This window comes from Pseudomonas sp. Tof1, from assembly GCF_055390395.1.
Map to the genome: position 1 here is coordinate 6,537,954 of NZ_AP024344.1, position 19,558 is coordinate 6,557,511.

Here is a 19,558-nt window from a genome sequence, read left to right on the forward strand (position 1 = left end):
CCAACATTGCGCTATGATGCACCGCCTCCGAAACGCGTGATGTTGGTTTTCTGGTCATGACTCTCCCCGCCGATCTGCCTCCCGAACTCTACCGCACCGGCGTACGCCCGGCCGACAGGCTCGGCTTTACCCTGTTTCTCGCCGCGCTGATCCACCTGGCGCTGCTGCTCGGTGTCGGGTTCAGTTTCGTCGAGCCCAAGCAGGTCAGCAGAACCCTGGAAATCACCCTGGCCACCTTCAAGAGCGAGACCAGGCCGGCCAAGGCCGACTTCCTCGCCCAGGAAAACCAGCAAGGCAGCGGTACCCTGGATAAAAAGGCGATCCCGACCACCACCGAGGTCGCGCCGTTCCAGGACAACACCGTCAACAAGGTGGCCACGCCACCGCCGGCCAAGCCGCAGGTCAGTGAAACGACGCCCAAGGCGGCGGTCGCCACCGTCGCGCCGAAACCGAAGAAAACCGTCACCCGCCACGAAGAACCCAAGCCCGAAGCCACGCCCAGGGCCGAGACGCCGACCTTCGACAGCTCGCAGTTGTCCAGCGACATTGCCAGCCTGGAGGCGGAACTGGCCAAGGAACGCCAGCTCTATGCCAAGCGGCCCCGCATCCATCGCCTGAGCGCGGCTTCGACCATGCGCGACAAGGGCGCCTGGTACAAGGACGAGTGGCGCAAGAAGGTCGAACGGATCGGCAACCTCAACTACCCCGAGGAAGCCCGTCGCCAACAGATCTACGGCAGCCTGCGGCTGATGGTGTCGATCAACCGCGACGGTTCGCTGTACGAGGTGCTGGTGCTCGAATCGTCCGGCCAGCCGCTGCTGGACCAGGCGGCGCAGCGCATCGTCCGCCTGGCGGCGCCGTTCGCGCCGTTCACCGGCGACCTGTCGGACATCGACCGCCTGGAAATCATCCGTACCTGGCGTTTCGCCCGGGGGGACCGGCTGTCCAGCAATTGAGCGCCATCGTGCTTGTCAGTTCGGCTGCCCAACGCCACACTAGGGTTCATGAAAAACCTCACCCCGACGTACCTCAAGCATCACTTCCTGATCGCCATGCCGCATATGGCCGACCCGAACTTTGCGCAGACGGTGACCTATATCGTCGAGCACAGCGCAAACGGCGCCATGGGACTGGTGATCAACCGGCCGCAATCGCTGAACCTGGCCGATATCCTCGAACAGTTGCGCCCTGATATCGACCCGCCAGCGCTGTGCCAGCATATTCCGATCTATTCCGGCGGCCCGGTGCAGACCGATCGCGGCTTCGTCCTGCACCCGATCGGCAAGACCTACCAGGCCACCGTCGAACTCGAGGGCCTGGCGCTGTCGACTTCCCAGGACGTGCTGTTCGCCATCGCCGATGGCGTCGGCCCCGAGCGCAGCCTGATCACCCTTGGCTACGCCGGCTGGGAAGCCGGACAACTGGAGGCCGAGCTGGCCGATAACGCCTGGCTGACCTGCCCGTTCTCCCCGGAAATCCTCTTCAACACCGATAGCGAAGACCGCCTGGCCGCCGCTGCCGCGCACCTGGGCGTCAACCTCAACCTGCTGACCAGCCAGGCGGGCCACGCCTGATGGCCAATATCCGTCTGTTGCTGGGTTTCGACTACGGCACCCGGCAGATCGGCGTTGCCGTCGGCCAGATGGTCACCGGCCAGGCCCGCGAACTGTGCACCCTCAAGGCGCAGAACGGCGTGCCCGACTGGAACCAGGTCGAAGCCCTGATCAAGGAGTGGAAACCCGATGCGGTGGTGGTCGGCCTGCCCCTGAACATGGACGGCACGCCCAGCGAGATGTGCGCCCGCGCGGAAAAATTCGCCCGCCGCCTCAACGGCCGCTACAACGTGCCGTTCTTCACCCAGGACGAACGCCTGACCACCTTCGAGGCCAAGGGCGAACGCATGGCCAAGGGTGGGCACAAAGGCAGCTACCGCGACAACCCGGTGGACGCCATCGCCGCCAAACTGCTGCTGCAAAGCTGGATCGAAGAAAACCCCGTATCCCCCGAATCCTGACGGCGCCGCGCGTCGTACCGTCTCAGCCCTCGCCGCGCCTGTCGGGCGGGGCCCTTGAAGGAGCCATCATGAGCCTGCCCAATCCCGCCGAACTGATCGACCAGATGGCCGTCCGCCTCAAGGCCCATCTGCAGCAGCGAGCCATCGACAGCCCACGCTACATCGGCATCCGCACCGGCGGCGTGTGGGTCGCCCAGGCGCTGCTCAAGGCCCTGGACAGCGATTCGCCACTGGGCACCCTGGACGTTTCCTTCTACCGCGACGACTTCAGCCAGAACGGCCTGCATCCGCAGGTACGTCCGTCGGAGCTGCCGTTCGAGATCGAAGGCCAGCACCTGGTGCTGATCGACGACGTGCTGATGAGCGGCCGGACCATTCGCGCCGCCCTCAATGAACTGTTCGACTATGGCCGCCCGGCCAGCGTGACCCTGGTCTGCCTGCTGGACCTGGACGCCGCCGAGTTGCCGATCCGGCCGAATGTGGTGGGGGCAACCCTGTCCCTGGCCCCCACGGAACGGGTAAAATTGTCCGGCCCCGCGCCGCTCCAGCTCGAACTTCAAGATCTGGCCCTTCAAGCACCTTAAAAAGAGTCCTCTGCGATGACGCCTCCAGACGCCAAGCGCCCCTGCAGCTCAATGATCAGGGCCAGCTGCGCCACTTCCTGTCACTCGACGGCCTGCCCCACGAGCTGCTGACCGAAATCCTCGACACCGCCGACTCGTTCCTCGAGGTCGGTGCCCGGGCGGTGAAGAAAGTCCCGCTGCTGCGTGGCAAGACCGTGTGCAACGTGTTCTTCGAGAACTCCACCCGCACCCGCACCACCTTCGAACTGGCGGCCCAGCGGCTGTCGGCCGACGTGATCTCGCTGAACGTGTCGACCTCGTCCGCGAGCAAGGGCGAAACCCTGCTCGATACCCTGCGCAATCTCGAAGCCATGGCCGCCGACATGTTCGTGGTGCGCCATTCCGACTCCGGTGCCGCGCACTTCATCGCCGAACACGTCTGCCCGCAGGTGGCGATCATCAACGGCGGCGACGGCCGCCACGCCCACCCGACCCAGGGCATGCTCGACATGCTGACCATCCGTCGGCACAAGGGCGGCTTCGAGAACCTCTCGGTGGCGATCGTCGGCGACATCCTGCACTCGCGGGTCGCCCGCTCGAACATGCTCGCGCTCAAGACCCTGGGCTGCCCGGATATCCGCGTGATCGCACCCAAGACGCTGGTGCCGATCGGTATCGAGCAGTACGGCGTGAAGGTCTACACCGACATGACCGAAGGTCTCAAGGATGTCGACGTGGTGATCATGCTGCGCCTGCAGCGCGAGCGCATGACCGGCGGCCTGCTGCCCAGCGAGGGCGAGTTCTACCGCCTGTTCGGCCTGACCACCACGCGCCTGGCCGGCGCCAAGCCGGATGCCATCGTCATGCATCCGGGCCCGATCAACCGCGGCGTGGAGATCGAATCGGCGGTGGCCGACGGTCCGCGTTCGGTCATCCTCAACCAGGTTACCTACGGCATCGCCGTACGCATGGCCGTATTGTCCATGGCCATGAGCGGGCAGACTGCCCAGCGCCAATTCGAGCAGGAGAACGCCCAGTGAAGCTCAGCATTATCGGCGCCCGCGTCATTGACCCGAGCAGCGGCCTGGACCAGGTCAGCGACCTGCACCTGGAAGCCGGCCGGATCGTCGCCATCGGCACCGCACCGACCGGTTTCGAGCCAAGCGAAAGCCTTGACGCCAAGGGCCTGGTCGCCGCCCCCGGGCTGGTCGACCTGAACGTCGCCCTGCGCGAGCCGGGCTACAGCCGCAAGGGCAGCATCGCCAGCGAAACCCGCGCCGCCGCCGCCGGCGGTGTCACCAGCCTGTGCTGCCCGCCACGCACCAAGCCGGTACTCGACACTTCGGCAGTCGCCGAACTGATCCTCGACCGTGCCCGTGAGGCCGGCAATACCAAGGTGTTCCCGATCGGTGCCCTGAGCAAGGGCCTGGAAGGCGAGCAACTGGCGGAACTGGTGGCCCTGCGTGATGCCGGCTGCGTGGCGTTCGGCAACGGCCTGAACAGCTTCCGCAACACCCGCACCCTGTGCCGGGCCCTGGAATACGCGGCCACGTTCGACCTGACGGTGGTGTTCCACTCCCAGGACCACGATCTGGCCGAAGGCGGCCTGGCCCACGAAGGCGCGACCGCCAGCTTCCTCGGCCTGCCGGGCATCCCGGAAACCGCCGAGACCGTGGCCCTGGCCCGTGACCTGCTGCTGGTCGAGCAGACCGGCGTACGCGCGCACTTCAGCCAGCTGACCAGCGCCCGCGGCGCGGCCCTGATCGCCCAGGCCCAGGCCAAGGGCCTGCGGGTTACCGCCGACGTGGCGCTGTACCAGTTGATCCTCACCGACGAAGCGCTGATCGACTTCTCCAGCCTGTACCACGTGCAACCGCCGCTGCGCACCCGCGCCGACCGCGATGGCCTGCGCGAGGCGGTGAAGTCCGGGGTCATCAGCGCCATCTCCAGTCACCACCAGCCTCACGAGCGTGACGCCAAGCTGGCACCGTTCGGCGCGACCGAGCCGGGCATCAGCAGCGTCGAACTGCTGCTGCCGCTGGCCCTGACCCTGGTGGAAGACGGCCTGCTCGACCTGCCGACCCTGCTCGCCCGACTGAGCGCCGGACCAGCCGATGCCCTGCGCCTGCCGGCGGGCAAACTGGCGGTGGGGGCCGCGGCGGACCTGGTGCTGTTCGATCCGGGCACCTCCACCGTGGCCGGCGAGCAGTGGCTGTCACGCGGCGAGAACTGCCCGTTCATCGGGCATGCACTGCCGGGGACGGTGCGTTATACGCTGATGGATGGGCGGATTACCCACCAGGCGTAAAGACCGTGGTGCCCCTTCGCGGGCAAGCCGCGCGCCTACAATTGCGCGTGTACGCAGCGCTTGTGTACAACACCGTCCTGTAGGAGCGCGGCTTGCCCGCGAAGGGAACACCGCAACCCCCAGCAGGGGTCTCACCCCCGTCCGCTGTTCCTCAGCGAAATCTGGTCATTCAACGTCCAGAAGTCATACAGCACCCCGAGCCCCAGCAGCCCCCCGGTCACCAGATACAACAGCCCGGTGATCCACTTGCCCTGGTACATGCGGTGCACACCGAAGATGCCGAGAAAGGTCAGCAACAACCAGGCGACGGTATAGTCCAGCGGACCCGGGGTAAAACGCAGATCGGCCTCGCGATCCATGCCCGGAATCAGGAACACGTCGATCAGCCAGCCGATCCCCAGCAGGCCAAACGTACAAAACCAGATCGTCCCGGTCACCGGCTTGCCGTAGTAGAAGCGATGGGAACCGGTGAAACCGAAGATCCACAGCAAATACCCGAGAAAAACGTTGTGGGTATTGGCCAGGGTGCCATCGTGCCGATAGCTGTTCATGAATGTCCTCTCCGAGCGCGATAGATAAATTTTTCGTCTTTTTTTGTGACTTTTTTACTGTCTCAAAACATGTAACAGAGTCTTGCTGAAAATCGCTGAAAGCCTTGCCGCACCTGGCTTGCGCGTGACCCATGGGTCTCTTTTCGGCGGCGCAGAGCGCTTTTGCCTCCTGTATAGAGTCGACAAACGGCCTCGGAAAGACCTGCAAGCTGTTATAAAGTTGCGCGCTAAATCCATATGAGCCTTGCCTAATGCGACCATTTTTCAAGACATGGCTGACCATTTGCCTTTTGATGCCACTGGCCGCCCACGCCACCAATCGTGAGCAACGTCTTCCCAATATCGACGGCCACACTGCAAAGTCACCTGCAGCTGTCGCCAAAATTTCCGAGATCAGTGCTCCTGGCAGCAAACACCCTGGCAGGCATAACAGCCACGGTAAAGTGAAACAGGCCGAGCTCACCGCAGCCGTTGCCGGTGCACCGAACAGCAAGCAGAGCAGCGCCGCCCTGAGCCGCGCGGTGAATGTGCTGGGCACTCCCTATCGCTGGGGCGGCAGCAGCCCGAGCAAGGGCTTCGACTGCAGCGGGCTGGTCAAGTACGCCTATAACGGTGTCGCCGCCAGCGACCTGCCCCGCACCTCCAACGCCATGGCCTCCGGTCACGGCCAGAAGGTCGATCGCAAGGACCTGAAGCCGGGTGACCTGCTGTTCTTCAACATCAAGAGCCGCAAGGTCAACCACGTTGCCATCTACCTGGGCAACGACCGCTTCATCCATGCCCCGCGTCGCGGCAAGTCGGTGACCATCGACACCCTGAAGAAGCCCTACTGGGCCAGCCACTACGCAGTCGCCAAGCGGGTGATCGCGAAGGAACAGACCGGCCACATGCGGGTCGTCCAGCGCTGAGCCTGAAGCCCTGCGCGCCAGCCAGGGCATGACCGATCAGACAACGCTGCTCTAGAAGTTGTCGGGAATCTTCGCCTTCTCGCGGGCACTGTCGCGGGCGATCAGGCCCTTGGCCAGCAGATCCTTGAGGCACATGTCCAGCGTCTGCATGCCCAGGGAGCCGCCGGTCTGGATCGACGAGTACATCTGCGCCACCTTGTCCTCGCGGATCAGGTTGCGAATCGCCGGGGTGCCCAGCATGATTTCGTGGGCCGCCACCCGGCCGCCGCCGATCTTTTTCAGCAGGCTCTGGGAAATCACCGCCTGCAACGACTCGGAGAGCATCGAGCGGACCATGGATTTCTCCTCCGCCGGGAACACGTCGACCACCCGGTCGATGGTCTTCGCCGCCGAGGTGGTGTGCAGGGTGCCGAACACCAGGTGCCCGGTTTCCGCGGCGGTCAGCGCCAGGCGGATGGTTTCCAGGTCGCGCATCTCGCCCACCAGGATCACGTCCGGGTCTTCACGCAGGGCCGAGCGCAGGGCCGCGGAGAAGCTCTGGGTATCGCGGTGCACCTCACGCTGGTTGACCAGGCATTTCTTCGATTCGTGGACGAACTCGATCGGGTCCTCGATGGTGAGGATATGGTGGTGCCGGTTGTTGTTCAGGTGATCGATCATCGCCGCCAGGGTGGTCGACTTGCCCGAGCCGGTCGGCCCGGTCACCAGCACCAGGCCACGGGGCACCTCGGTGATCTTGCGAAACACCTCGCCCATGCCCAAGTCGTCCATGGTCAGGACTTTCGACGGAATGGTACGGAATACCGCCCCCGCGCCACGGTTCTGGTTGAAGGCATTGACCCGGAAGCGCGCCACCCCCGGCACTTCGAAGGAGAAGTCGGTTTCCAGGAACTCCTCGTAGTCCTTGCGCTGGCGGTCATTCATGATGTCATAGATCAGATCATGGACCTGCTTGTGGTCCAGCGCCGGCAGGTTGATCCGGCGCACGTCGCCATCGACCCGGATCATCGGTGGCAACCCGGCCGAGAGATGCAAGTCCGACGCGCCCTGTTTGGCGCTAAAGGCCAGCAGCTCGGTGATATCCATGAGACTCCCCAATACAGGTAGAATGCCGCAGACTTTTGAACTGCGGGCGAGATTGAATGACCACGATAGCAGACAACATTGCCTCCGTTGCAGCCCGTATCCGCGCCGCCGCCCTGGCCGCAGGCCGCGATGCCGCCGACGTCCACCTGCTCGCCGTGAGCAAGACCAAGCCCGCCGCCGCCATTCGCGAAGCCCATGCCGCAGGCGTCAGGGACTTCGGCGAGAACTACCTGCAGGAAGCCCTCGGCAAACAGGCCGAATTGACCGACCTGCCCTTGAGTTGGCACTTTATCGGCCCCATTCAATCGAACAAGACTCGAGCCATTGCCGAGCATTTCGACTGGGTGCATTCCGTGGATCGCCTGAAAATCGCACAACGCCTGTCCGAACAACGTCCGGCCGGCCTGCCACCACTGAATATCTGCATTCAGGTCAACGTCAGCGGCGAGGCCAGCAAATCCGGATGCACTCCGGCCGACCTGCCGGCCCTGGCCGCCGCCATCGGCCAACTGCCGAACCTGGTGCTGCGCGGCCTGATGGCGATCCCCGAACCCACCGAAGAGCGTGCCGCACAAGACGCCGCGTTCGCCACCGTGCGAACCTTGCAGAACAGCCTCGACCTGCCGCTCGACACACTTTCCATGGGCATGAGCCACGACCTCGAGTCGGCCATTGCCCAAGGCGCCACCTGGGTGCGGATCGGTACCGCCCTGTTTGGCGCCCGCGACTACGGCCAGGCCTGAAAGGGCCCCACACACTCTTTCCAAGGATCCTTCATGAGCAAGAATCGAATCACCTTCATCGGCGCCGGCAACATGGCAGCCAGCCTGATCGGCGGTCTGCGTGCCGAAGGCCTGGACGCCGCCCTGATTCGCGCCAGCGATCCGGGCGCCGAGACCCGTGCGCGGGTGGCGGCCGACCACGGCATCGACGTGTTCGCCGACAACGCCGAGGCCGTCCAGGGCGCGGACGTGGTGGTGCTGGCGGTCAAGCCACAGGCCATGAAGGCCGTGTGCGAGGCCTTGCGCCCCAGCCTCAGGCCCAACCAGCTGGTGGTGTCGATTGCCGCCGGCATCACCTGTGCCAGCCTGAACAACTGGCTCGGCGAACAACCGGTGGTGCGCTGCATGCCCAACACCCCGTCGCTGCTGCGCAAAGGCGTCAGCGGCCTGTACGCCACCCACCAGGTGTCGGACGAACAGCGCCAGCAGGCACAGACCCTGCTGTCGGCCGTCGGCTCGGCCCTGTGGCTGGATGAAGAACGGCAGCTGGACGCGGTCACCGCGGTATCCGGCAGCGGCCCGGCCTACTTCTTCCTGCTCATCGAGGCCATGACCGCCGCCGGCGAGAAACTCGGCCTGCCACGTGAAATCGCCACCCAACTGAGCCAGCAGACCGCCCTGGGCGCCGCCCACATGGCCGTCGCCAGCGACGTGGATGCCGCCGAACTGCGCCGTCGGGTGACTTCCCCGGCCGGCACCACCGAAGCGGCGATCAAGACCTTCCAGGCCGGCGGCTTCGAAGCCCTGGTAGACAAGGCGCTCGCCGCCGCCGCCCAGCGTTCGGCCGAAATGGCCGAGCAGCTCGGTCAGTAACTTTCGGGGAATACTGATGTTTGCACTCAATAGCGCTGCCATCTTCGTCATCCAGACCCTGGGCAGCCTGTATCTGCTGGTGGTTCTGTTGCGTTTCATCCTGCAACTGGTACGGGCCAACTTCTACAACCCGCTCTGCCAGTTCACCGTCAAGGCCACCCAGCCGCTGCTCAAGCCGATGCGCCGGGTGATTCCGAGCCTGTTCGGCCTGGACATGTCGTCGCTGGTGCTGGCGATCATCGTGCAGATGCTGCTGATGGCGGTGATCCTGCTGCTCAGCTACGGCGTGGCCGGCAATATCGCCTACCTGCTGATCTGGGCGATCATCGGCGTCACCTCGCTGTTCCTCAAGGTGTTCTTCTTCGCCATGATCATCAGCGTGATCCTCTCCTGGGTCGCCCCGAGCAGCCATAGCCCGGCGGCCGAGCTGGTGTACCAGATCAGCGAGCCGGTGCTGGCGCCGTTCCGCAAGATCGTGCCGAACCTGGGCGGGCTGGATATCTCGCCGATCCTGGCATTCCTGGTGATCCAGCTGCTGCAGAGCTATGTGATCCCGCCGCTGGCGGTGATGAGCGGCATGCCTGAAGTGCTGTTCCGCCTGATCTGACGCACCCCCTGTGGGAGCGGGCTGGCCCGCGAAGCTATCGGCCTCAAGGGCCCATCCGCGGGCAAGCCCGCTCCCACAGTCTGGACTGCCCCAAGGGTTGGATGGGGATCCAGCTTCCTGGGAGCAGTCCACTCCAGGCTTCTGTTTTTGCGCAAATCGCCACCCGGTCGGGCCTTTGCTTGCCGCTGATCCCCCCGCTCATTAGACTTACGCCTCATTCAAGCGTGAGCAGGGTCGATGTCCACAGTCTTTCCCCACGATTCCGTCGGGCTGGTCGTGCCGCAAACGGCACACTTCAGCGAGCCCCTGGCCCTGGCCTGTGGTCGCTCCCTGCCGGCCTACGATCTGATCTACGAAACCTACGGCACCCTCAACGCCACGGCGAGCAACGCGGTGCTGATCTGCCACGCCCTGTCCGGCCACCATCACGCGGCGGGCTACCACAGCCCCGACGACCGCAAGCCCGGCTGGTGGGACAGCTGCATCGGCCCCGGCAAACCGATCGACACCACCAAGTTCTTCGTGGTCAGCCTGAACAACCTCGGCGGCTGCAACGGCTCCACCGGCCCGAGCAGCATCAACCCGGAGACCGGCAAGCCCTTCGGCGCCGACTTCCCGGTGCTGACCGTCGAAGACTGGGTACACAGCCAGGCCCGCCTCGCCGATCGCCTGGGCATCGGCCAGTGGGCAGCGGTGGTCGGCGGCAGCCTCGGCGGCATGCAGGCCATGCAGTGGACCATCACCTACCCGGATCGCGTGCGCCACTGCGTAGCGATCGCTTCGGCGCCCAAGCTGTCGGCGCAGAACATCGCCTTCAACGAAGTGGCGCGCCAGGCGATCCTCACCGACCCCGAATTCCACGGCGGCTCGTTCCAGGAACATAACGTGATTCCCAAGCGTGGGCTGATGCTGGCGCGGATGGTCGGGCATATCACCTATCTGTCCGACGACTCCATGGGCGAGAAATTCGGCCGCGGACTCAAGAGCGACAAGCTCAACTACGATTTCCACAGCGTCGAGTTCCAGGTCGAAAGCTACCTGCGCTACCAGGGCGAGGAATTCTCCGGGCGTTTCGACGCCAACACCTACCTGGTGATGACCAAGGCCCTGGACTACTTCGACCCGGCGGCGAACTTCGACAACGACCTGGCGAAGACCTTCGCCGGCGCCAAGGCCAGCTTCTGCGTGATGTCCTTCACCACCGACTGGCGCTTCTCCCCGGCCCGCTCGCGGGAAGTGGTGGATGCGCTGATGGCCGCGCGCAAGGACGTCTGCTACCTGGAGATCGACGCCCCCCAAGGCCACGACGCCTTCCTGATCCCGATCCCGCGTTACTTGCAGGCGTTCGGCCATTACATGAACCGGATTACGCTGTGAGGACGCCATGAGAGCCGACCTGGAAATCATCCAAGACTGGATCCCCGCCGGCAGCCGCGTGCTCGACCTCGGTTGCGGCGACGGTGAGCTGCTGAGCTGGCTGCGCGACAACAAGCAGGTCACCGGCTACGGCCTGGAAAACGACGCCGACAACATCGCCGCCTGCGTGGCCAAGGGTATCAACGTCATCGAGCAGGACCTGGACAAGGGCCTGGGCAACTTCGCCAGCAACAGCTTCGATATCGTGGTCATGACCCAGGCCCTGCAGGCCGTGCACTACCCGGACAAGATCCTCGACGAAATGCTCCGGGTCGGCCGCCAGTGCATCATCACCTTCCCCAACTTCGGTCACTGGCGCTGCCGCTGGTACCTGGCGAGCAAGGGCCGCATGCCGGTCTCGGAATTCCTGCCGTACACCTGGTACAACACCCCCAACATCCACTTCTGCACCTTCGAGGACTTCGAGGAACTGTGCCGCGAGCGCCAGGCCAAGGTCATTGATCGGCTTGCCGTGGATCAACAGCACCGCCACGGGTGGGCCAGTAAGCTATGGCCTAATCTGTTGGGAGAGATCGGCATCTACCGCGTCAGCAGCCCCGGCCTGCAGGAACATCGGATCGCGGTATAAATCACCTGAGTGCGAGGAGGATGATCATGGGACGTCTGGCGGTTTTCCTGTTGAGTGCCTGCCTGGGGGTGTCGGCGATGGCCGCCGACGCCATCAAGGGCGAGCGCCAGGAAGTGTTCGGTGACATCACCGTGCACTACAACACGTTCAATTCCACCTACCTGCAACCGGACATCGCCAAGGCGACCGAACTGGTGCGCAGCAAGAACCAGGGCGTGATCAACGTCGCGGTGCTCAAGGCCGGCAAGCCGGTGGTGGCCCAGGTCAGCGGTGCCGTCAAGGATCTGACCAACAAGAGCCTGCCACTGACCTTCAAGCAGATCACCGAGCAGGGCGCGATCTACTATATCGCCCAGTTTCCGGTACCCCAGCAGGAAAACCGTACTTTCGAGATCGCGGTCACCAGCGGCGGGCAAACCAATACCTTCAGCTTCAACCAAGAGCTTTTCCCAGGCGAATGATGAATTTCACCCAGTTGGTACTGGCCAGCCATAACGCTGGCAAACTCAAGGAACTGCAGGCGATGCTCGGCGAGTCGGTGCACCTGCGCTCAATCGGCGAGTTCAGCAGCGTCGAGCCGGAGGAAACCGGCCTGTCGTTCGTCGAGAACGCCATCCTCAAGGCCCGCAACGCCGCACGCATCTCCGGCCTGCCGGCGCTGGCCGACGACTCGGGCCTGGCGGTGGACTTCCTCGGCGGCGCGCCGGGCATCTATTCGGCCCGCTATGCCGATGGCAAGGGCGATGCGGCGAACAACGCCAAGCTGCTCGAAGCGCTCAAGGACGTTCCCGAGGCGGAGCGCGGAGCGCAGTTCGTCTGCGTATTGGCGCTGGTCCGGCATGCCGACGACCCGCTGCCGATCCTTTGCGAAGGCCTCTGGCATGGTCGCATCCTCACCGCCGCCAGCGGCGAACACGGTTTCGGCTACGACCCGCTGTTCTGGGTACCGGAGCGCGACTGCTCCAGCGCCGAACTGAGCCCCGTGGAAAAGAACCAGCTCAGCCATCGCGCCCGCGCCATGGTCCTGCTGCGGCAACGCCTGGGCCTGCAATGACCCGGACCGCTCCCGCGCTGCCGCTGATCCACGGCGGTGCGCAACCTCCTCGGGCGGCCTTGCCGCAGTTGCCGCCCCTGGCGCTGTACATCCATATCCCCTGGTGCGTGCGCAAGTGCCCCTACTGCGACTTCAACTCCCATGCCGCCAGCCCCGTGCTGCCGGAAGAAGAGTATGTCGACGCGTTGCTGGCCGACCTCGAACAGGACCTGCCGGCCGCCTATGGCCGCGAGCTGAGTTCGATTTTCTTCGGCGGCGGCACACCCAGCCTGTTCAGCCCCCAGGCGCTGGGGCGGTTGCTCAGGGGCGTCGAGGCGCGCATCCCGTTCGCCAGCGACATCGAGATCACGCTGGAGGCCAACCCCGGCACCTTCGAGCAGGATAAGTTCACCGCCTACCGGCAGTTGGGCATCAATCGCCTGTCGATCGGCATCCAGAGCTTCCAGGAAGACAAGCTCAAGGCCTTGGGCCGCATCCACACCGGCGGTGAAGCCGTGCGGGCGGCGGACATGGCACGCCAGGCCGGCTTCGACAACTTCAACCTGGACCTGATGCACGGCCTGCCCGACCAGTCCCTGGAGGACGCCTTGGGCGACCTGCGCCAGGCCATCGCGCTGAAACCGACGCACCTGTCCTGGTACCAACTGACCCTGGAACCGAACACGGTGTTCTGGAATCAGCCGCCGACGCTGCCGGAAGACGACACCCTGTGGGACATCCAGGAAGCCGGCCAGGCCCTGCTGGCCGAGCACGGCTACGCCCAGTACGAGGTGTCGGCCTACGCCCAGCCCGGCCGGGCCGCGCGGCACAACCTGAACTACTGGAGCTTCGGCGACTTCATCGGCATCGGTGCCGGTGCCCACGGCAAGCTCAGCCATCCGGACGGGCGTATCGTACGCACCTGGAAGACCCGCCTGCCGAAGGATTACCTGAACCCTGCCAAGAACTTCCAGGCCGGCGAGAAGGCACTGGAGAACGACGAGCTACCGTTCGAGTTCCTGATGAACGCCCTGCGGCTGACCGAGGGTGTCGACGCGGCCTTGTTCGCGCAACGCACCGGGCTTGCTCTCGACAGCTTGAACGAAGGGCGGGCCGAGGCCGAACAAAGCGGCCTGTTGCAGGTCGAACCGACACGTCTGGTGGCGACCGCGCGCGGACAGCTGTTTCTCAATGACCTGCTGCAACACTTTTTGACCTAAGGAAACCCCATGGACCTGATACTCGGCCTGCTTGCCACGGTATCGCGCTGGAGCCGCAGCAACCTCTCGGAAATTTCCCTGGCGCTGGTGGGCTGCCTGCTGGTGTTGTTCGGGGCAGATCTCAAGGCCTGGGTCGACCAGCGCCTGGGCAGTATTGCCGGCGCGCTGCGCGTACCGCTGATGGCCCTGTTGTGCATGATCGGCAGCGGCCTGGCGCTGATCTACGCCACGCCCTGGGTGGTACGGGGGCTGAGTCAGTTCAACAACTACAGCCTGGCGCCGGTGCTGCTGGTGGTGTTGATCCTGATCGGGGTGGTGGCGGACCGGCGTTGAGCCTGCTCTGCCCGGGGCGGCGTCCGCTGCAAAGTTCGGGGCCTGCTCAGCAGGCACTCGGCTGCTCGCGGAAGCGGGTGACCGCCGCCTCAAGATCAACCCAGCCGAACGTACTCCCATCCCACACCGAGCCGTCTCCAAAGTAGCGCGGAGTCAGGTATTCGAACTCCTGAGTCCCGCCCATCAGGTGGTCGAGGAAAAGCAGATACTTACGCACATCGTCGCGCTTTCCCAACAGCCCGGAAAGCAGCTCATCCCTGGCCGCGATATAGGCTCTCTCATGATATTCGACCAAGGCCACCAGACGATTTACCGCGCCCTGCAAATCATATCCCTCCAGTTCAATGAGAATCCGAACAAGGTTGATCTTTTCGTCATGTAACCGCTCTTTGCGCCAGGACAACAGATCGTTGACCAGGATCATCTGCCGGCGGCAGTGCAGGTGCACTTCGACCATCTGCTCCAGACAGTCGCTCATGTCGACTTCTGCGCCATACTCGGCCAACAACTCGATGAAATCACAACCAAAGCTATCTCTTCGCAAGGCCATGCAAGCCTCGTAATCGAAGACGTCCATGCTCTGGCCCTGCTGGACATCCATCTCCGACGTACAACCCTTCAGAAACACCTCAAGGCTTGCCAGAAACCTGGCGAGTTGTGCCTTGCTCAATCCTGGACTGATACGCCGCCATAGTTCATTGGCTGCCTTGATGTAAGATCGTGGATCATCAATCTCATCGGCATTGAAACCGTTCACGATCGTCGAGAACAACTCATGCGGATTATTGATTTGCGCCATGACGGTATCGATGAGCGTCACATACTGATACCAGTCGGCGACATCCTGGGTCCGCTGCTCGCTGGCCCTCGGCACGGTCAGCGAGCCATACAAGCCATTGCGCTCGCGCAAAAAACGCAATAATTCACTCTCGCTGATAAAGCAATCGCCCAGCATTCGCCGGACCCAACCATTGGAGGCGAACTCAATCCGGGTCGCGTTCGGATGATAGGCATAGGGCAACAGCCGGGGTAGCTGGGGCAGGAAAAACTCGGTTGTCAGGCTCATTGGACGCTCCTTTCAAACAAGGAAATGCCACTGACTAATAACCGGCTGTCGACTGCAAGGCAGGTTGTATCGGAAGGTTATGGACCAGAGGCGCAAACAGGCAATTTGCGCCATTGCGTAGTAGGCTAGTCCGCAAATTTGAAAATGGCGACTTTTAATCGTCCCCACGCCAGCGTGGGGCGATCATCGGATGGGGAGACCCTACGCCAGCTTTTCGAACTTCAGGTCCCACACACCATGCCCCAGGCGCTCACCGCGGCGCTCGAACTTGGTGATCGGCCGCTCGGCCGGGCGCGGTACGCATTTGCCGTCTTCGGCCAGGTTGCGATAACCCGGCGCGACATTCATCACTTCCAGCATGTACTCGGCATACGGTTCCCAGTCGGTAGCCATGTGCAGGACACCGCCGACCTTCAGCTTGCTGCGCACCAGTTCGGCGAAGGACGCCTGGACGATACGGCGCTTGTGGTGCCGGCTCTTGTGCCACGGATCGGGGAAGAACAGCATCAGCCGGTCCAGGCTGTTGTCCGCCACGCAACGGCTCAGCACTTCGATCGCGTCGCAATCATAGACGCGGATGTTCTTCAGGCCCTGGGTCAGCACGCCGTTGAGCAGCGCACCGACACCCGGACGGTGCACTTCGACACCGATGAAATCCTGCTCCGGCGCCGCAGCCGCCATCTTCAGCAGGGAATGGCCCATGCCGAAGCCGATTTCCAGCGAGCGCGGCGCACTGCGGCCGAACACCTGGTCGAAATCCACCGGCGCGTCGGCCAACGGCAGGATGAACAGCGGCCCACCCTGCTCCAGGCCCTTCTGCTGGCCTTCGGTCATGCGCCCGGCACGCATCACGAAACTCTTGATGCGGCGGTGTTGGCGCTCTTCGCCTGCTTCCGTGTGGATTGGCGTTTCGTTCGATTCAGTCATCAAAGGCTCTTACTTGATCAGACCATCCAGCGGCGAGGACGCGCTGGCATAGAGTTTTTTCGGCATGCGCCCGGCGAGGTAGGCCAGGCGACCGGCGACGATGGCATGCTTCATCGCCTCGGCCATCAGGATCGGTTGCTGGGCATGGGCGATGGCCGAGTTCATCAGAACGGCCTCGCAGCCCAGTTCCATGGCGATGGTGGCGTCGGACGCGGTACCCACGCCGGCATCCACCAGCACCGGGATCTTCGCCTCCTCGAGGATGATCTGCAGGTTGTACGGGTTGCAGATACCCAGGCCGGTGCCGATCAGGCCGGCCAGCGGCATGACCGCGATGCAGCCGATTTCCGCCAGCTGGCGGGCGATGATCGGGTCGTCGCTGGTGTAGACCATCACGTCGAAACCTTCCTTGACCAGCACTTCGGCGGCCTTGAGGGTTTCGATCACATTGGGGAACAGGGTCTTCTGGTCGGCCAGCACTTCCAGCTTGACCAGGTTGTGCCCGTCCAGCAGCTCGCGGGCCAGACGGCAGGTGCGCACGGCCTCGATCGCGTCATAGCAACCGGCGGTGTTCGGCAGGATGGTGTAGCGATCCGGCGGCAGCACGTCCAGCAGGTTCGGCTCACCCGGGTTCTGGCCCAGGTTGGTGCGACGCACCGCGACGGTGACGATCTCGGCCCCCGAGGCCTCGATGGCCAGGCGGGTTTCTTCCATGTCGCGGTATTTGCCGGTGCCGACCAGCAGGCGGGACTGGTAGGTACGGCCGGCCAGCACGAAAGGCTTGTCGCTGCGAACAGTGCTCATGCACACATCCTCTTGAAAGGTTCAGGGCTTGCTGGGGTGGATCAGGGCGCGGGACCGGACTAGCCGCCGCCGATGGCGTGTACCACTTCGACCTGATCGCCTTCACGCAGGGCGGTTTCGGCGTGCTGACTGCGCGGGACGATATCCAGGTTCAGCTCCACCGCCACCCGCCGCCCGACCAGGTCAAGCCGGGCCAGCAACGCCGCGACGGTTTCGCCGTCGGGCAGTTCATAGGATTCGCCGTTCAATTGAATGCGCATGCGCCGGGCTGCCATCATTTTTAGGGGCCAACATTCTAGCCCGATCAGTCCGGACGACCCAAGCCATTCGTCTTGAAGCGGACTGCGCGGTCAGCTCAGGCGCCAGGCGGCCAGCCCCAGACAGAACCAGCCGGCGAGAAAGGCCAGGCCGCCGAACGGGGTGATGATGCCCAGTTTGCTGACGCCGCTGAGGGTCAGCAGGTACAGGCTGCCGGAGAACAGCAGGATGCCGACGGCGAACGCCGAACCGGCCCAGGTCACCAGGCGGCCCGGAACATGGGCGGCCAGCAGCGCCACGCCGAACAGCGCCAGGGCATGGACCAACTGATAGGTGACGCCGGTATGGAAGATCGCCAGGTAGTCGGCGCTCAGGCGTTTTTTCAGGCCATGGGCGGCGAAGGCGCCAAGGCCGACACCGGTGAAACCGAAAAACGCGGCGAGCAGCAGGAACACACGCAACATGACGCACTCCATTCAGGGGACACAGGGTCTGTATAATGGCCCGCTCCTACGCCCCGGCCAAGCCATCTCTATGTTGCAGCCTTTGTTCCGCCGCCTTCTCACCGCCCTGAAGTGGTTCGCCATCGCCAGCGTGCTGCTGGTGCTGTTGTTCCGTTGGGTACCGCCACCGGGCACGGCACTGATGGTCGAGCGCAAGATCGAGTCGTGGACCGACGGCCAGCCGATCGACCTGCAACGGACCTGGAAGCCCTGGGACCAGATCAGCGACGAACTCAAGGTAGCGGTCATGGCCGGCGAGGACCAGAAGTTTCCCGAACACTGGGGCTTCGACTTCGACGCGATCCAGGCGGCCTTCCTGCACAACGAGCGCGGCGGCTCGATCCGCGGTGCCAGCACCCTCAGCCAACAGGTATCGAAGAACCTGTTTCTCTGGTCCGGCCGCAGTTATCTGCGCAAGGGGCTGGAGGCCTGGTTCACCGTGCTGATCGAGACGCTGTGGCCCAAGCAGCGGATTCTCGAGGTGTACCTGAACAGCGTCGAGTGGGATGAAGGCGTGTTCGGCGCGGAAGCGGCGGCGCGACATCATTTCGGGGTCAGCGCGGCGGCCTTGTCGCGTCAGCAGGCAAGTCTGCTGGCAGCGGTGCTGCCCAACCCGCGGGAATGGAGTGCCAGCCACCCGAGCACCTATGTGGCGCGGCGGGCGGGGTGGATTCGCCAACAGATGAGTCAGTTGGGTGGAACCGGGTATCTGGCGGGGCTGAACGATTCGCGCCGGTCGCCCTGGGCGCTGTAGCCTGGTTACCGGGGTAGCGGGTCAGGCCTGTTCGCGGGCAAGCCCGCGAACAGGCCTTCAAACGCACCACTTGGCCCAACCTCTGGCCCAAACGAAAACGCCCCGATCAACTCGGGGCGTTTTTCATTGCAGCGAACGCTTAGGCGGCAATCGACAGCTTCAGCTTGTTCATCGCACTCTTTTCCAGCTGGCGGATACGCTCGGCCGAAACGTTGTACTTCTGCGCCAGGTCGTGCAGCGTGGCCTTCTCTTCCGCCAGCCAGCGCTGGTAGAGGATGTCACGGCTGCGCTCGTCCAGCACTTCCAGGGCCTCGTGCAGGTTGCTGTTGGAGTTTTCACTCCAGTCGGCATCCTCCAGCTGGCGCGCCGGGTCGTAGCGATGGTCTTCCAGGTAGTTGGCCGGAGACTGGAACGCGCTGTCGTCGTCGGCTTCCGCCGCCGGGTCGAACGCCATGTCCTGGCCGGTCAGCCGGCTTTCCATCTCGCGCACTTCACGTGGCTCGACGCCAAGGCTTTCCGCCACACGGTGGACTTCCTCGTTGTTCAGCCAGGCCAGACGCTTCTTCTGGCTGCGCAGGTTGAAGAACAGCTTGCGCTGGGCCTTGGTGGTCGCGACCTTGACGATCCGCCAGTTGCGCAGGATGAACTCGTGGATTTCCGCCTTGATCCAGTGCACGGCGAACGACACCAGGCGCACACCCATTTCCGGGTTGAAACGCTTCACGGCCTTCATCAGGCCGACGTTGCCTTCCTGGATCAGGTCAGCCTGTGCCAGGCCGTAGCCGGAATAGCTACGGGCGATATGGACGACAAAACGCAGGTGGGCCAGCACCATTTGCCGAGCGGCCTCAAGATCCTGCTGATAGTAGAGACTCTCGGCCAGTTCACGCTCCTGCTCCGGCGACAACAGCGGAATGCTGTTCACCGTATTGACGTAGGCCTCCAGGTTCGCACCCGGGACCAGCGCATAGGCAGGTTGCAAAGAAGTGGTCATACGAAAAAACCTCCGACTCACAGACTCGT

24 protein-coding genes and 1 pseudogene are annotated in these 19,558 nt (G+C 63.9%); 17 read left to right on the forward strand and 8 right to left on the reverse strand.

Annotation, left to right across the window (positions count from 1 at the left end):
• Positions 1-56: 56 nt before the first annotated feature.
• The 6 genes and pseudogenes from ACZ5KU_RS29485 to ACZ5KU_RS29510 all read left to right on the forward strand — a co-directional run bounded on the left by ACZ5KU_RS29485 (position 57) and on the right by ACZ5KU_RS29510 (position 4,885).
• Positions 57-956 (forward strand): energy transducer TonB, encoded by a 900-nt coding sequence (locus ACZ5KU_RS29485; RefSeq protein WP_054060890.1) that lies wholly within the window; start codon positions 57-59, stop codon positions 954-956.
• A gap of 48 nt (positions 957-1,004) precedes the next feature.
• On the forward strand, positions 1,005-1,574 hold the full coding sequence (locus ACZ5KU_RS29490; RefSeq protein WP_054060889.1) for a YqgE/AlgH family protein: 570 nt from the start codon (positions 1,005-1,007) through the stop codon (positions 1,572-1,574).
• Positions 1,574-2,014: a Holliday junction resolvase RuvX gene (ruvX, locus tag ACZ5KU_RS29495; RefSeq protein WP_054060888.1), complete on the forward strand. Its 441-nt coding sequence runs from the start codon at positions 1,574-1,576 to the stop codon at positions 2,012-2,014. The genes ACZ5KU_RS29490 and ruvX overlap by 1 nt, the downstream gene beginning before the upstream one ends.
• Positions 2,015-2,082: 68 nt before the next feature.
• Positions 2,083-2,598 carry a bifunctional pyr operon transcriptional regulator/uracil phosphoribosyltransferase PyrR gene (gene pyrR / locus ACZ5KU_RS29500; RefSeq protein ID WP_054060887.1) on the forward strand — a complete coding sequence of 172 codons (516 nt, stop codon included), beginning with the start codon at positions 2,083-2,085 and terminating at the stop codon, positions 2,596-2,598.
• Between the two features lie 15 nt (positions 2,599-2,613).
• Positions 2,614-3,617 (forward strand): annotated as a pseudogene (locus ACZ5KU_RS29505) (aspartate carbamoyltransferase catalytic subunit).
• Positions 3,614-4,885 (forward strand): dihydroorotase, encoded by a 1,272-nt coding sequence (locus ACZ5KU_RS29510; protein WP_464736606.1) that lies wholly within the window; start codon positions 3,614-3,616, stop codon positions 4,883-4,885. Before ACZ5KU_RS29505 ends, ACZ5KU_RS29510 begins: the two are co-directional and overlap by 4 nt.
• Positions 4,886-5,016: 131 nt before the next feature.
• Here ACZ5KU_RS29510 and ACZ5KU_RS29515 read toward each other — a convergent pair whose 3' ends face one another.
• Positions 5,017-5,436: a TM2 domain-containing protein gene (locus ACZ5KU_RS29515; protein ID WP_054058069.1), complete on the reverse strand. Its 420-nt coding sequence runs from the start codon at positions 5,434-5,436 to the stop codon at positions 5,017-5,019.
• A 251-nt stretch (positions 5,437-5,687) separates the two neighbouring features.
• On the opposite strand from ACZ5KU_RS29515, the gene ACZ5KU_RS29520 reads away from it, so the two are divergent.
• Positions 5,688-6,344 (forward strand): C40 family peptidase, encoded by a 657-nt coding sequence (locus tag ACZ5KU_RS29520; protein ID WP_054058068.1) that lies wholly within the window; start codon positions 5,688-5,690, stop codon positions 6,342-6,344.
• A gap of 51 nt (positions 6,345-6,395) precedes the next feature.
• Here the strand turns inward: ACZ5KU_RS29520 and ACZ5KU_RS29525 are convergent, their stop codons facing one another.
• The gene (locus ACZ5KU_RS29525) at positions 6,396-7,430 is read right to left on the reverse strand and encodes a type IV pilus twitching motility protein PilT (protein WP_054058067.1); all 1,035 of its coding nucleotides are present in this window, start codon (positions 7,428-7,430) and stop codon (positions 6,396-6,398) included.
• A gap of 56 nt (positions 7,431-7,486) precedes the next feature.
• Here ACZ5KU_RS29525 and ACZ5KU_RS29530 point away from each other — a divergent pair, with 56 nt between their 5' ends.
• From ACZ5KU_RS29530 to ACZ5KU_RS29570, 9 genes are all read left to right on the forward strand, one after another.
• Complete coding sequence (locus tag ACZ5KU_RS29530) at positions 7,487-8,173, forward strand: YggS family pyridoxal phosphate-dependent enzyme (RefSeq protein ID WP_054058066.1); 687 nt, start codon at positions 7,487-7,489, stop codon at positions 8,171-8,173.
• A 33-nt stretch (positions 8,174-8,206) separates the two neighbouring features.
• Positions 8,207-9,025 (forward strand): pyrroline-5-carboxylate reductase, encoded by an 819-nt coding sequence (gene proC, locus ACZ5KU_RS29535; protein WP_464736607.1) that lies wholly within the window; start codon positions 8,207-8,209, stop codon positions 9,023-9,025.
• A 16-nt stretch (positions 9,026-9,041) separates the two neighbouring features.
• Positions 9,042-9,632 (forward strand): YggT family protein, encoded by a 591-nt coding sequence (locus tag ACZ5KU_RS29540; protein ID WP_054058065.1) that lies wholly within the window; start codon positions 9,042-9,044, stop codon positions 9,630-9,632.
• 237 nt (positions 9,633-9,869) lie between these two features.
• Positions 9,870-11,009: a homoserine O-succinyltransferase MetX gene (metX, locus tag ACZ5KU_RS29545; protein WP_416770855.1), complete on the forward strand. Its 1,140-nt coding sequence runs from the start codon at positions 9,870-9,872 to the stop codon at positions 11,007-11,009.
• A gap of 7 nt (positions 11,010-11,016) precedes the next feature.
• Positions 11,017-11,637 carry a methionine biosynthesis protein MetW gene (metW, locus tag ACZ5KU_RS29550; RefSeq protein ID WP_054058063.1) on the forward strand — a complete coding sequence of 207 codons (621 nt, stop codon included), beginning with the start codon at positions 11,017-11,019 and terminating at the stop codon, positions 11,635-11,637.
• Positions 11,638-11,663: 26 nt separating this feature from the next.
• Entirely contained in the window at positions 11,664-12,098 is a 435-nt protein-coding gene (locus ACZ5KU_RS29555; RefSeq protein WP_054058062.1) for a DUF4426 domain-containing protein, read from the forward strand.
• Positions 12,095-12,691 (forward strand): RdgB/HAM1 family non-canonical purine NTP pyrophosphatase, encoded by a 597-nt coding sequence (gene rdgB, locus ACZ5KU_RS29560; RefSeq protein WP_054058061.1) that lies wholly within the window; start codon positions 12,095-12,097, stop codon positions 12,689-12,691. Before ACZ5KU_RS29555 ends, rdgB begins: the two co-directional genes overlap by 4 nt.
• A complete protein-coding gene (gene hemW / locus ACZ5KU_RS29565) occupies positions 12,688-13,890 on the forward strand; it encodes a radical SAM family heme chaperone HemW (protein ID WP_416770857.1) in 1,203 nt (400 codons plus the stop codon). The genes rdgB and hemW overlap by 4 nt, the downstream gene beginning before the upstream one ends.
• Positions 13,891-13,899: 9 nt before the next feature.
• Entirely contained in the window at positions 13,900-14,223 is a 324-nt protein-coding gene (locus ACZ5KU_RS29570; protein ID WP_010444939.1) for a DUF3392 domain-containing protein, read from the forward strand.
• A gap of 46 nt (positions 14,224-14,269) precedes the next feature.
• On the opposite strand, the gene ACZ5KU_RS29575 is transcribed toward ACZ5KU_RS29570, so the two are convergent.
• The 5 genes from ACZ5KU_RS29575 to ACZ5KU_RS29595 form a co-directional block, all read right to left on the reverse strand.
• Positions 14,270-15,289 (reverse strand): terpene synthase family protein, encoded by a 1,020-nt coding sequence (locus tag ACZ5KU_RS29575; RefSeq protein ID WP_054058059.1) that lies wholly within the window; start codon positions 15,287-15,289, stop codon positions 14,270-14,272.
• Positions 15,290-15,490: 201 nt separating this feature from the next.
• Positions 15,491-16,216: a tRNA (guanosine(46)-N7)-methyltransferase TrmB gene (gene trmB, locus ACZ5KU_RS29580; RefSeq protein ID WP_464736608.1), complete on the reverse strand. Its 726-nt coding sequence runs from the start codon at positions 16,214-16,216 to the stop codon at positions 15,491-15,493.
• 9 nt (positions 16,217-16,225) lie between these two features.
• Positions 16,226-17,020 (reverse strand): thiazole synthase, encoded by a 795-nt coding sequence (locus ACZ5KU_RS29585; RefSeq protein ID WP_017903470.1) that lies wholly within the window; start codon positions 17,018-17,020, stop codon positions 16,226-16,228.
• A 59-nt stretch (positions 17,021-17,079) separates the two neighbouring features.
• Positions 17,080-17,280, reverse strand: coding sequence for a sulfur carrier protein ThiS (gene thiS, locus ACZ5KU_RS29590; RefSeq protein ID WP_054058057.1), 201 nt, complete (start codon positions 17,278-17,280; stop codon positions 17,080-17,082).
• 90 nt (positions 17,281-17,370) lie between these two features.
• A complete protein-coding gene (locus ACZ5KU_RS29595) occupies positions 17,371-17,742 on the reverse strand; it encodes a DUF423 domain-containing protein (protein WP_464736609.1) in 372 nt (123 codons plus the stop codon).
• A 70-nt stretch (positions 17,743-17,812) separates the two neighbouring features.
• On the opposite strand from ACZ5KU_RS29595, the gene mtgA reads away from it, so the two are divergent.
• Positions 17,813-18,535, forward strand: coding sequence for a monofunctional biosynthetic peptidoglycan transglycosylase (mtgA, locus tag ACZ5KU_RS29600; protein WP_054058055.1), 723 nt, complete (start codon positions 17,813-17,815; stop codon positions 18,533-18,535).
• A 139-nt stretch (positions 18,536-18,674) separates the two neighbouring features.
• Here the strand turns inward: mtgA and rpoH are convergent, their stop codons facing one another.
• On the reverse strand, positions 18,675-19,529 hold the full coding sequence (rpoH, locus tag ACZ5KU_RS29605) for an RNA polymerase sigma factor RpoH (RefSeq protein ID WP_010444950.1): 855 nt from the start codon (positions 19,527-19,529) through the stop codon (positions 18,675-18,677).
• Between the last annotated feature and the right edge of the window lie 29 nt (positions 19,530-19,558).

What these genes read in the sequence shown, in the direction of transcription:
- mtgA (WP_054058055.1), top strand. Translation starts at nt 17,813, where the DNA reads ATGTTGCAGCCTTTGTTCCGCCGCCTTCTCACCGCCCTGAAGTGGTTC.
- ruvX (WP_054060888.1), top strand. Translation starts at nt 1,574, where the DNA reads ATGGCCAATATCCGTCTGTTGCTGGGTTTCGACTACGGCACCCGGCAG.
- ACZ5KU_RS29595 (WP_464736609.1), bottom strand. Translation starts at nt 17,742, where the DNA reads ATGTTGCGTGTGTTCCTGCTGCTCGCCGCGTTTTTCGGTTTCACCGGT.
- pyrR (WP_054060887.1), top strand. Translation starts at nt 2,083, where the DNA reads ATGAGCCTGCCCAATCCCGCCGAACTGATCGACCAGATGGCCGTCCGC.
- metW (WP_054058063.1), top strand. Translation starts at nt 11,017, where the DNA reads ATGAGAGCCGACCTGGAAATCATCCAAGACTGGATCCCCGCCGGCAGC.
- trmB (WP_464736608.1), bottom strand. Translation starts at nt 16,216, where the DNA reads ATGACTGAATCGAACGAAACGCCAATCCACACGGAAGCAGGCGAAGAG.
- hemW (WP_416770857.1), top strand. Translation starts at nt 12,688, where the DNA reads ATGACCCGGACCGCTCCCGCGCTGCCGCTGATCCACGGCGGTGCGCAA.
- ACZ5KU_RS29515 (WP_054058069.1), bottom strand. Translation starts at nt 5,436, where the DNA reads ATGAACAGCTATCGGCACGATGGCACCCTGGCCAATACCCACAACGTT.
- ACZ5KU_RS29525 (WP_054058067.1), bottom strand. Translation starts at nt 7,430, where the DNA reads ATGGATATCACCGAGCTGCTGGCCTTTAGCGCCAAACAGGGCGCGTCG.
- ACZ5KU_RS29520 (WP_054058068.1), top strand. Translation starts at nt 5,688, where the DNA reads ATGCGACCATTTTTCAAGACATGGCTGACCATTTGCCTTTTGATGCCA.
- proC (WP_464736607.1), top strand. Translation starts at nt 8,207, where the DNA reads ATGAGCAAGAATCGAATCACCTTCATCGGCGCCGGCAACATGGCAGCC.
- rdgB (WP_054058061.1), top strand. Translation starts at nt 12,095, where the DNA reads ATGATGAATTTCACCCAGTTGGTACTGGCCAGCCATAACGCTGGCAAA.
- ACZ5KU_RS29585 (WP_017903470.1), bottom strand. Translation starts at nt 17,020, where the DNA reads ATGAGCACTGTTCGCAGCGACAAGCCTTTCGTGCTGGCCGGCCGTACC.
- ACZ5KU_RS29570 (WP_010444939.1), top strand. Translation starts at nt 13,900, where the DNA reads ATGGACCTGATACTCGGCCTGCTTGCCACGGTATCGCGCTGGAGCCGC.
- ACZ5KU_RS29575 (WP_054058059.1), bottom strand. Translation starts at nt 15,289, where the DNA reads ATGAGCCTGACAACCGAGTTTTTCCTGCCCCAGCTACCCCGGCTGTTG.
- ACZ5KU_RS29540 (WP_054058065.1), top strand. Translation starts at nt 9,042, where the DNA reads ATGTTTGCACTCAATAGCGCTGCCATCTTCGTCATCCAGACCCTGGGC.
- ACZ5KU_RS29530 (WP_054058066.1), top strand. Translation starts at nt 7,487, where the DNA reads ATGACCACGATAGCAGACAACATTGCCTCCGTTGCAGCCCGTATCCGC.
- ACZ5KU_RS29555 (WP_054058062.1), top strand. Translation starts at nt 11,664, where the DNA reads ATGGGACGTCTGGCGGTTTTCCTGTTGAGTGCCTGCCTGGGGGTGTCG.
- thiS (WP_054058057.1), bottom strand. Translation starts at nt 17,280, where the DNA reads ATGCGCATTCAATTGAACGGCGAATCCTATGAACTGCCCGACGGCGAA.
- rpoH (WP_010444950.1), bottom strand. Translation starts at nt 19,529, where the DNA reads ATGACCACTTCTTTGCAACCTGCCTATGCGCTGGTCCCGGGTGCGAAC.
- metX (WP_416770855.1), top strand. Translation starts at nt 9,870, where the DNA reads ATGTCCACAGTCTTTCCCCACGATTCCGTCGGGCTGGTCGTGCCGCAA.
- ACZ5KU_RS29485 (WP_054060890.1), top strand. Translation starts at nt 57, where the DNA reads ATGACTCTCCCCGCCGATCTGCCTCCCGAACTCTACCGCACCGGCGTA.
- ACZ5KU_RS29490 (WP_054060889.1), top strand. Translation starts at nt 1,005, where the DNA reads ATGAAAAACCTCACCCCGACGTACCTCAAGCATCACTTCCTGATCGCC.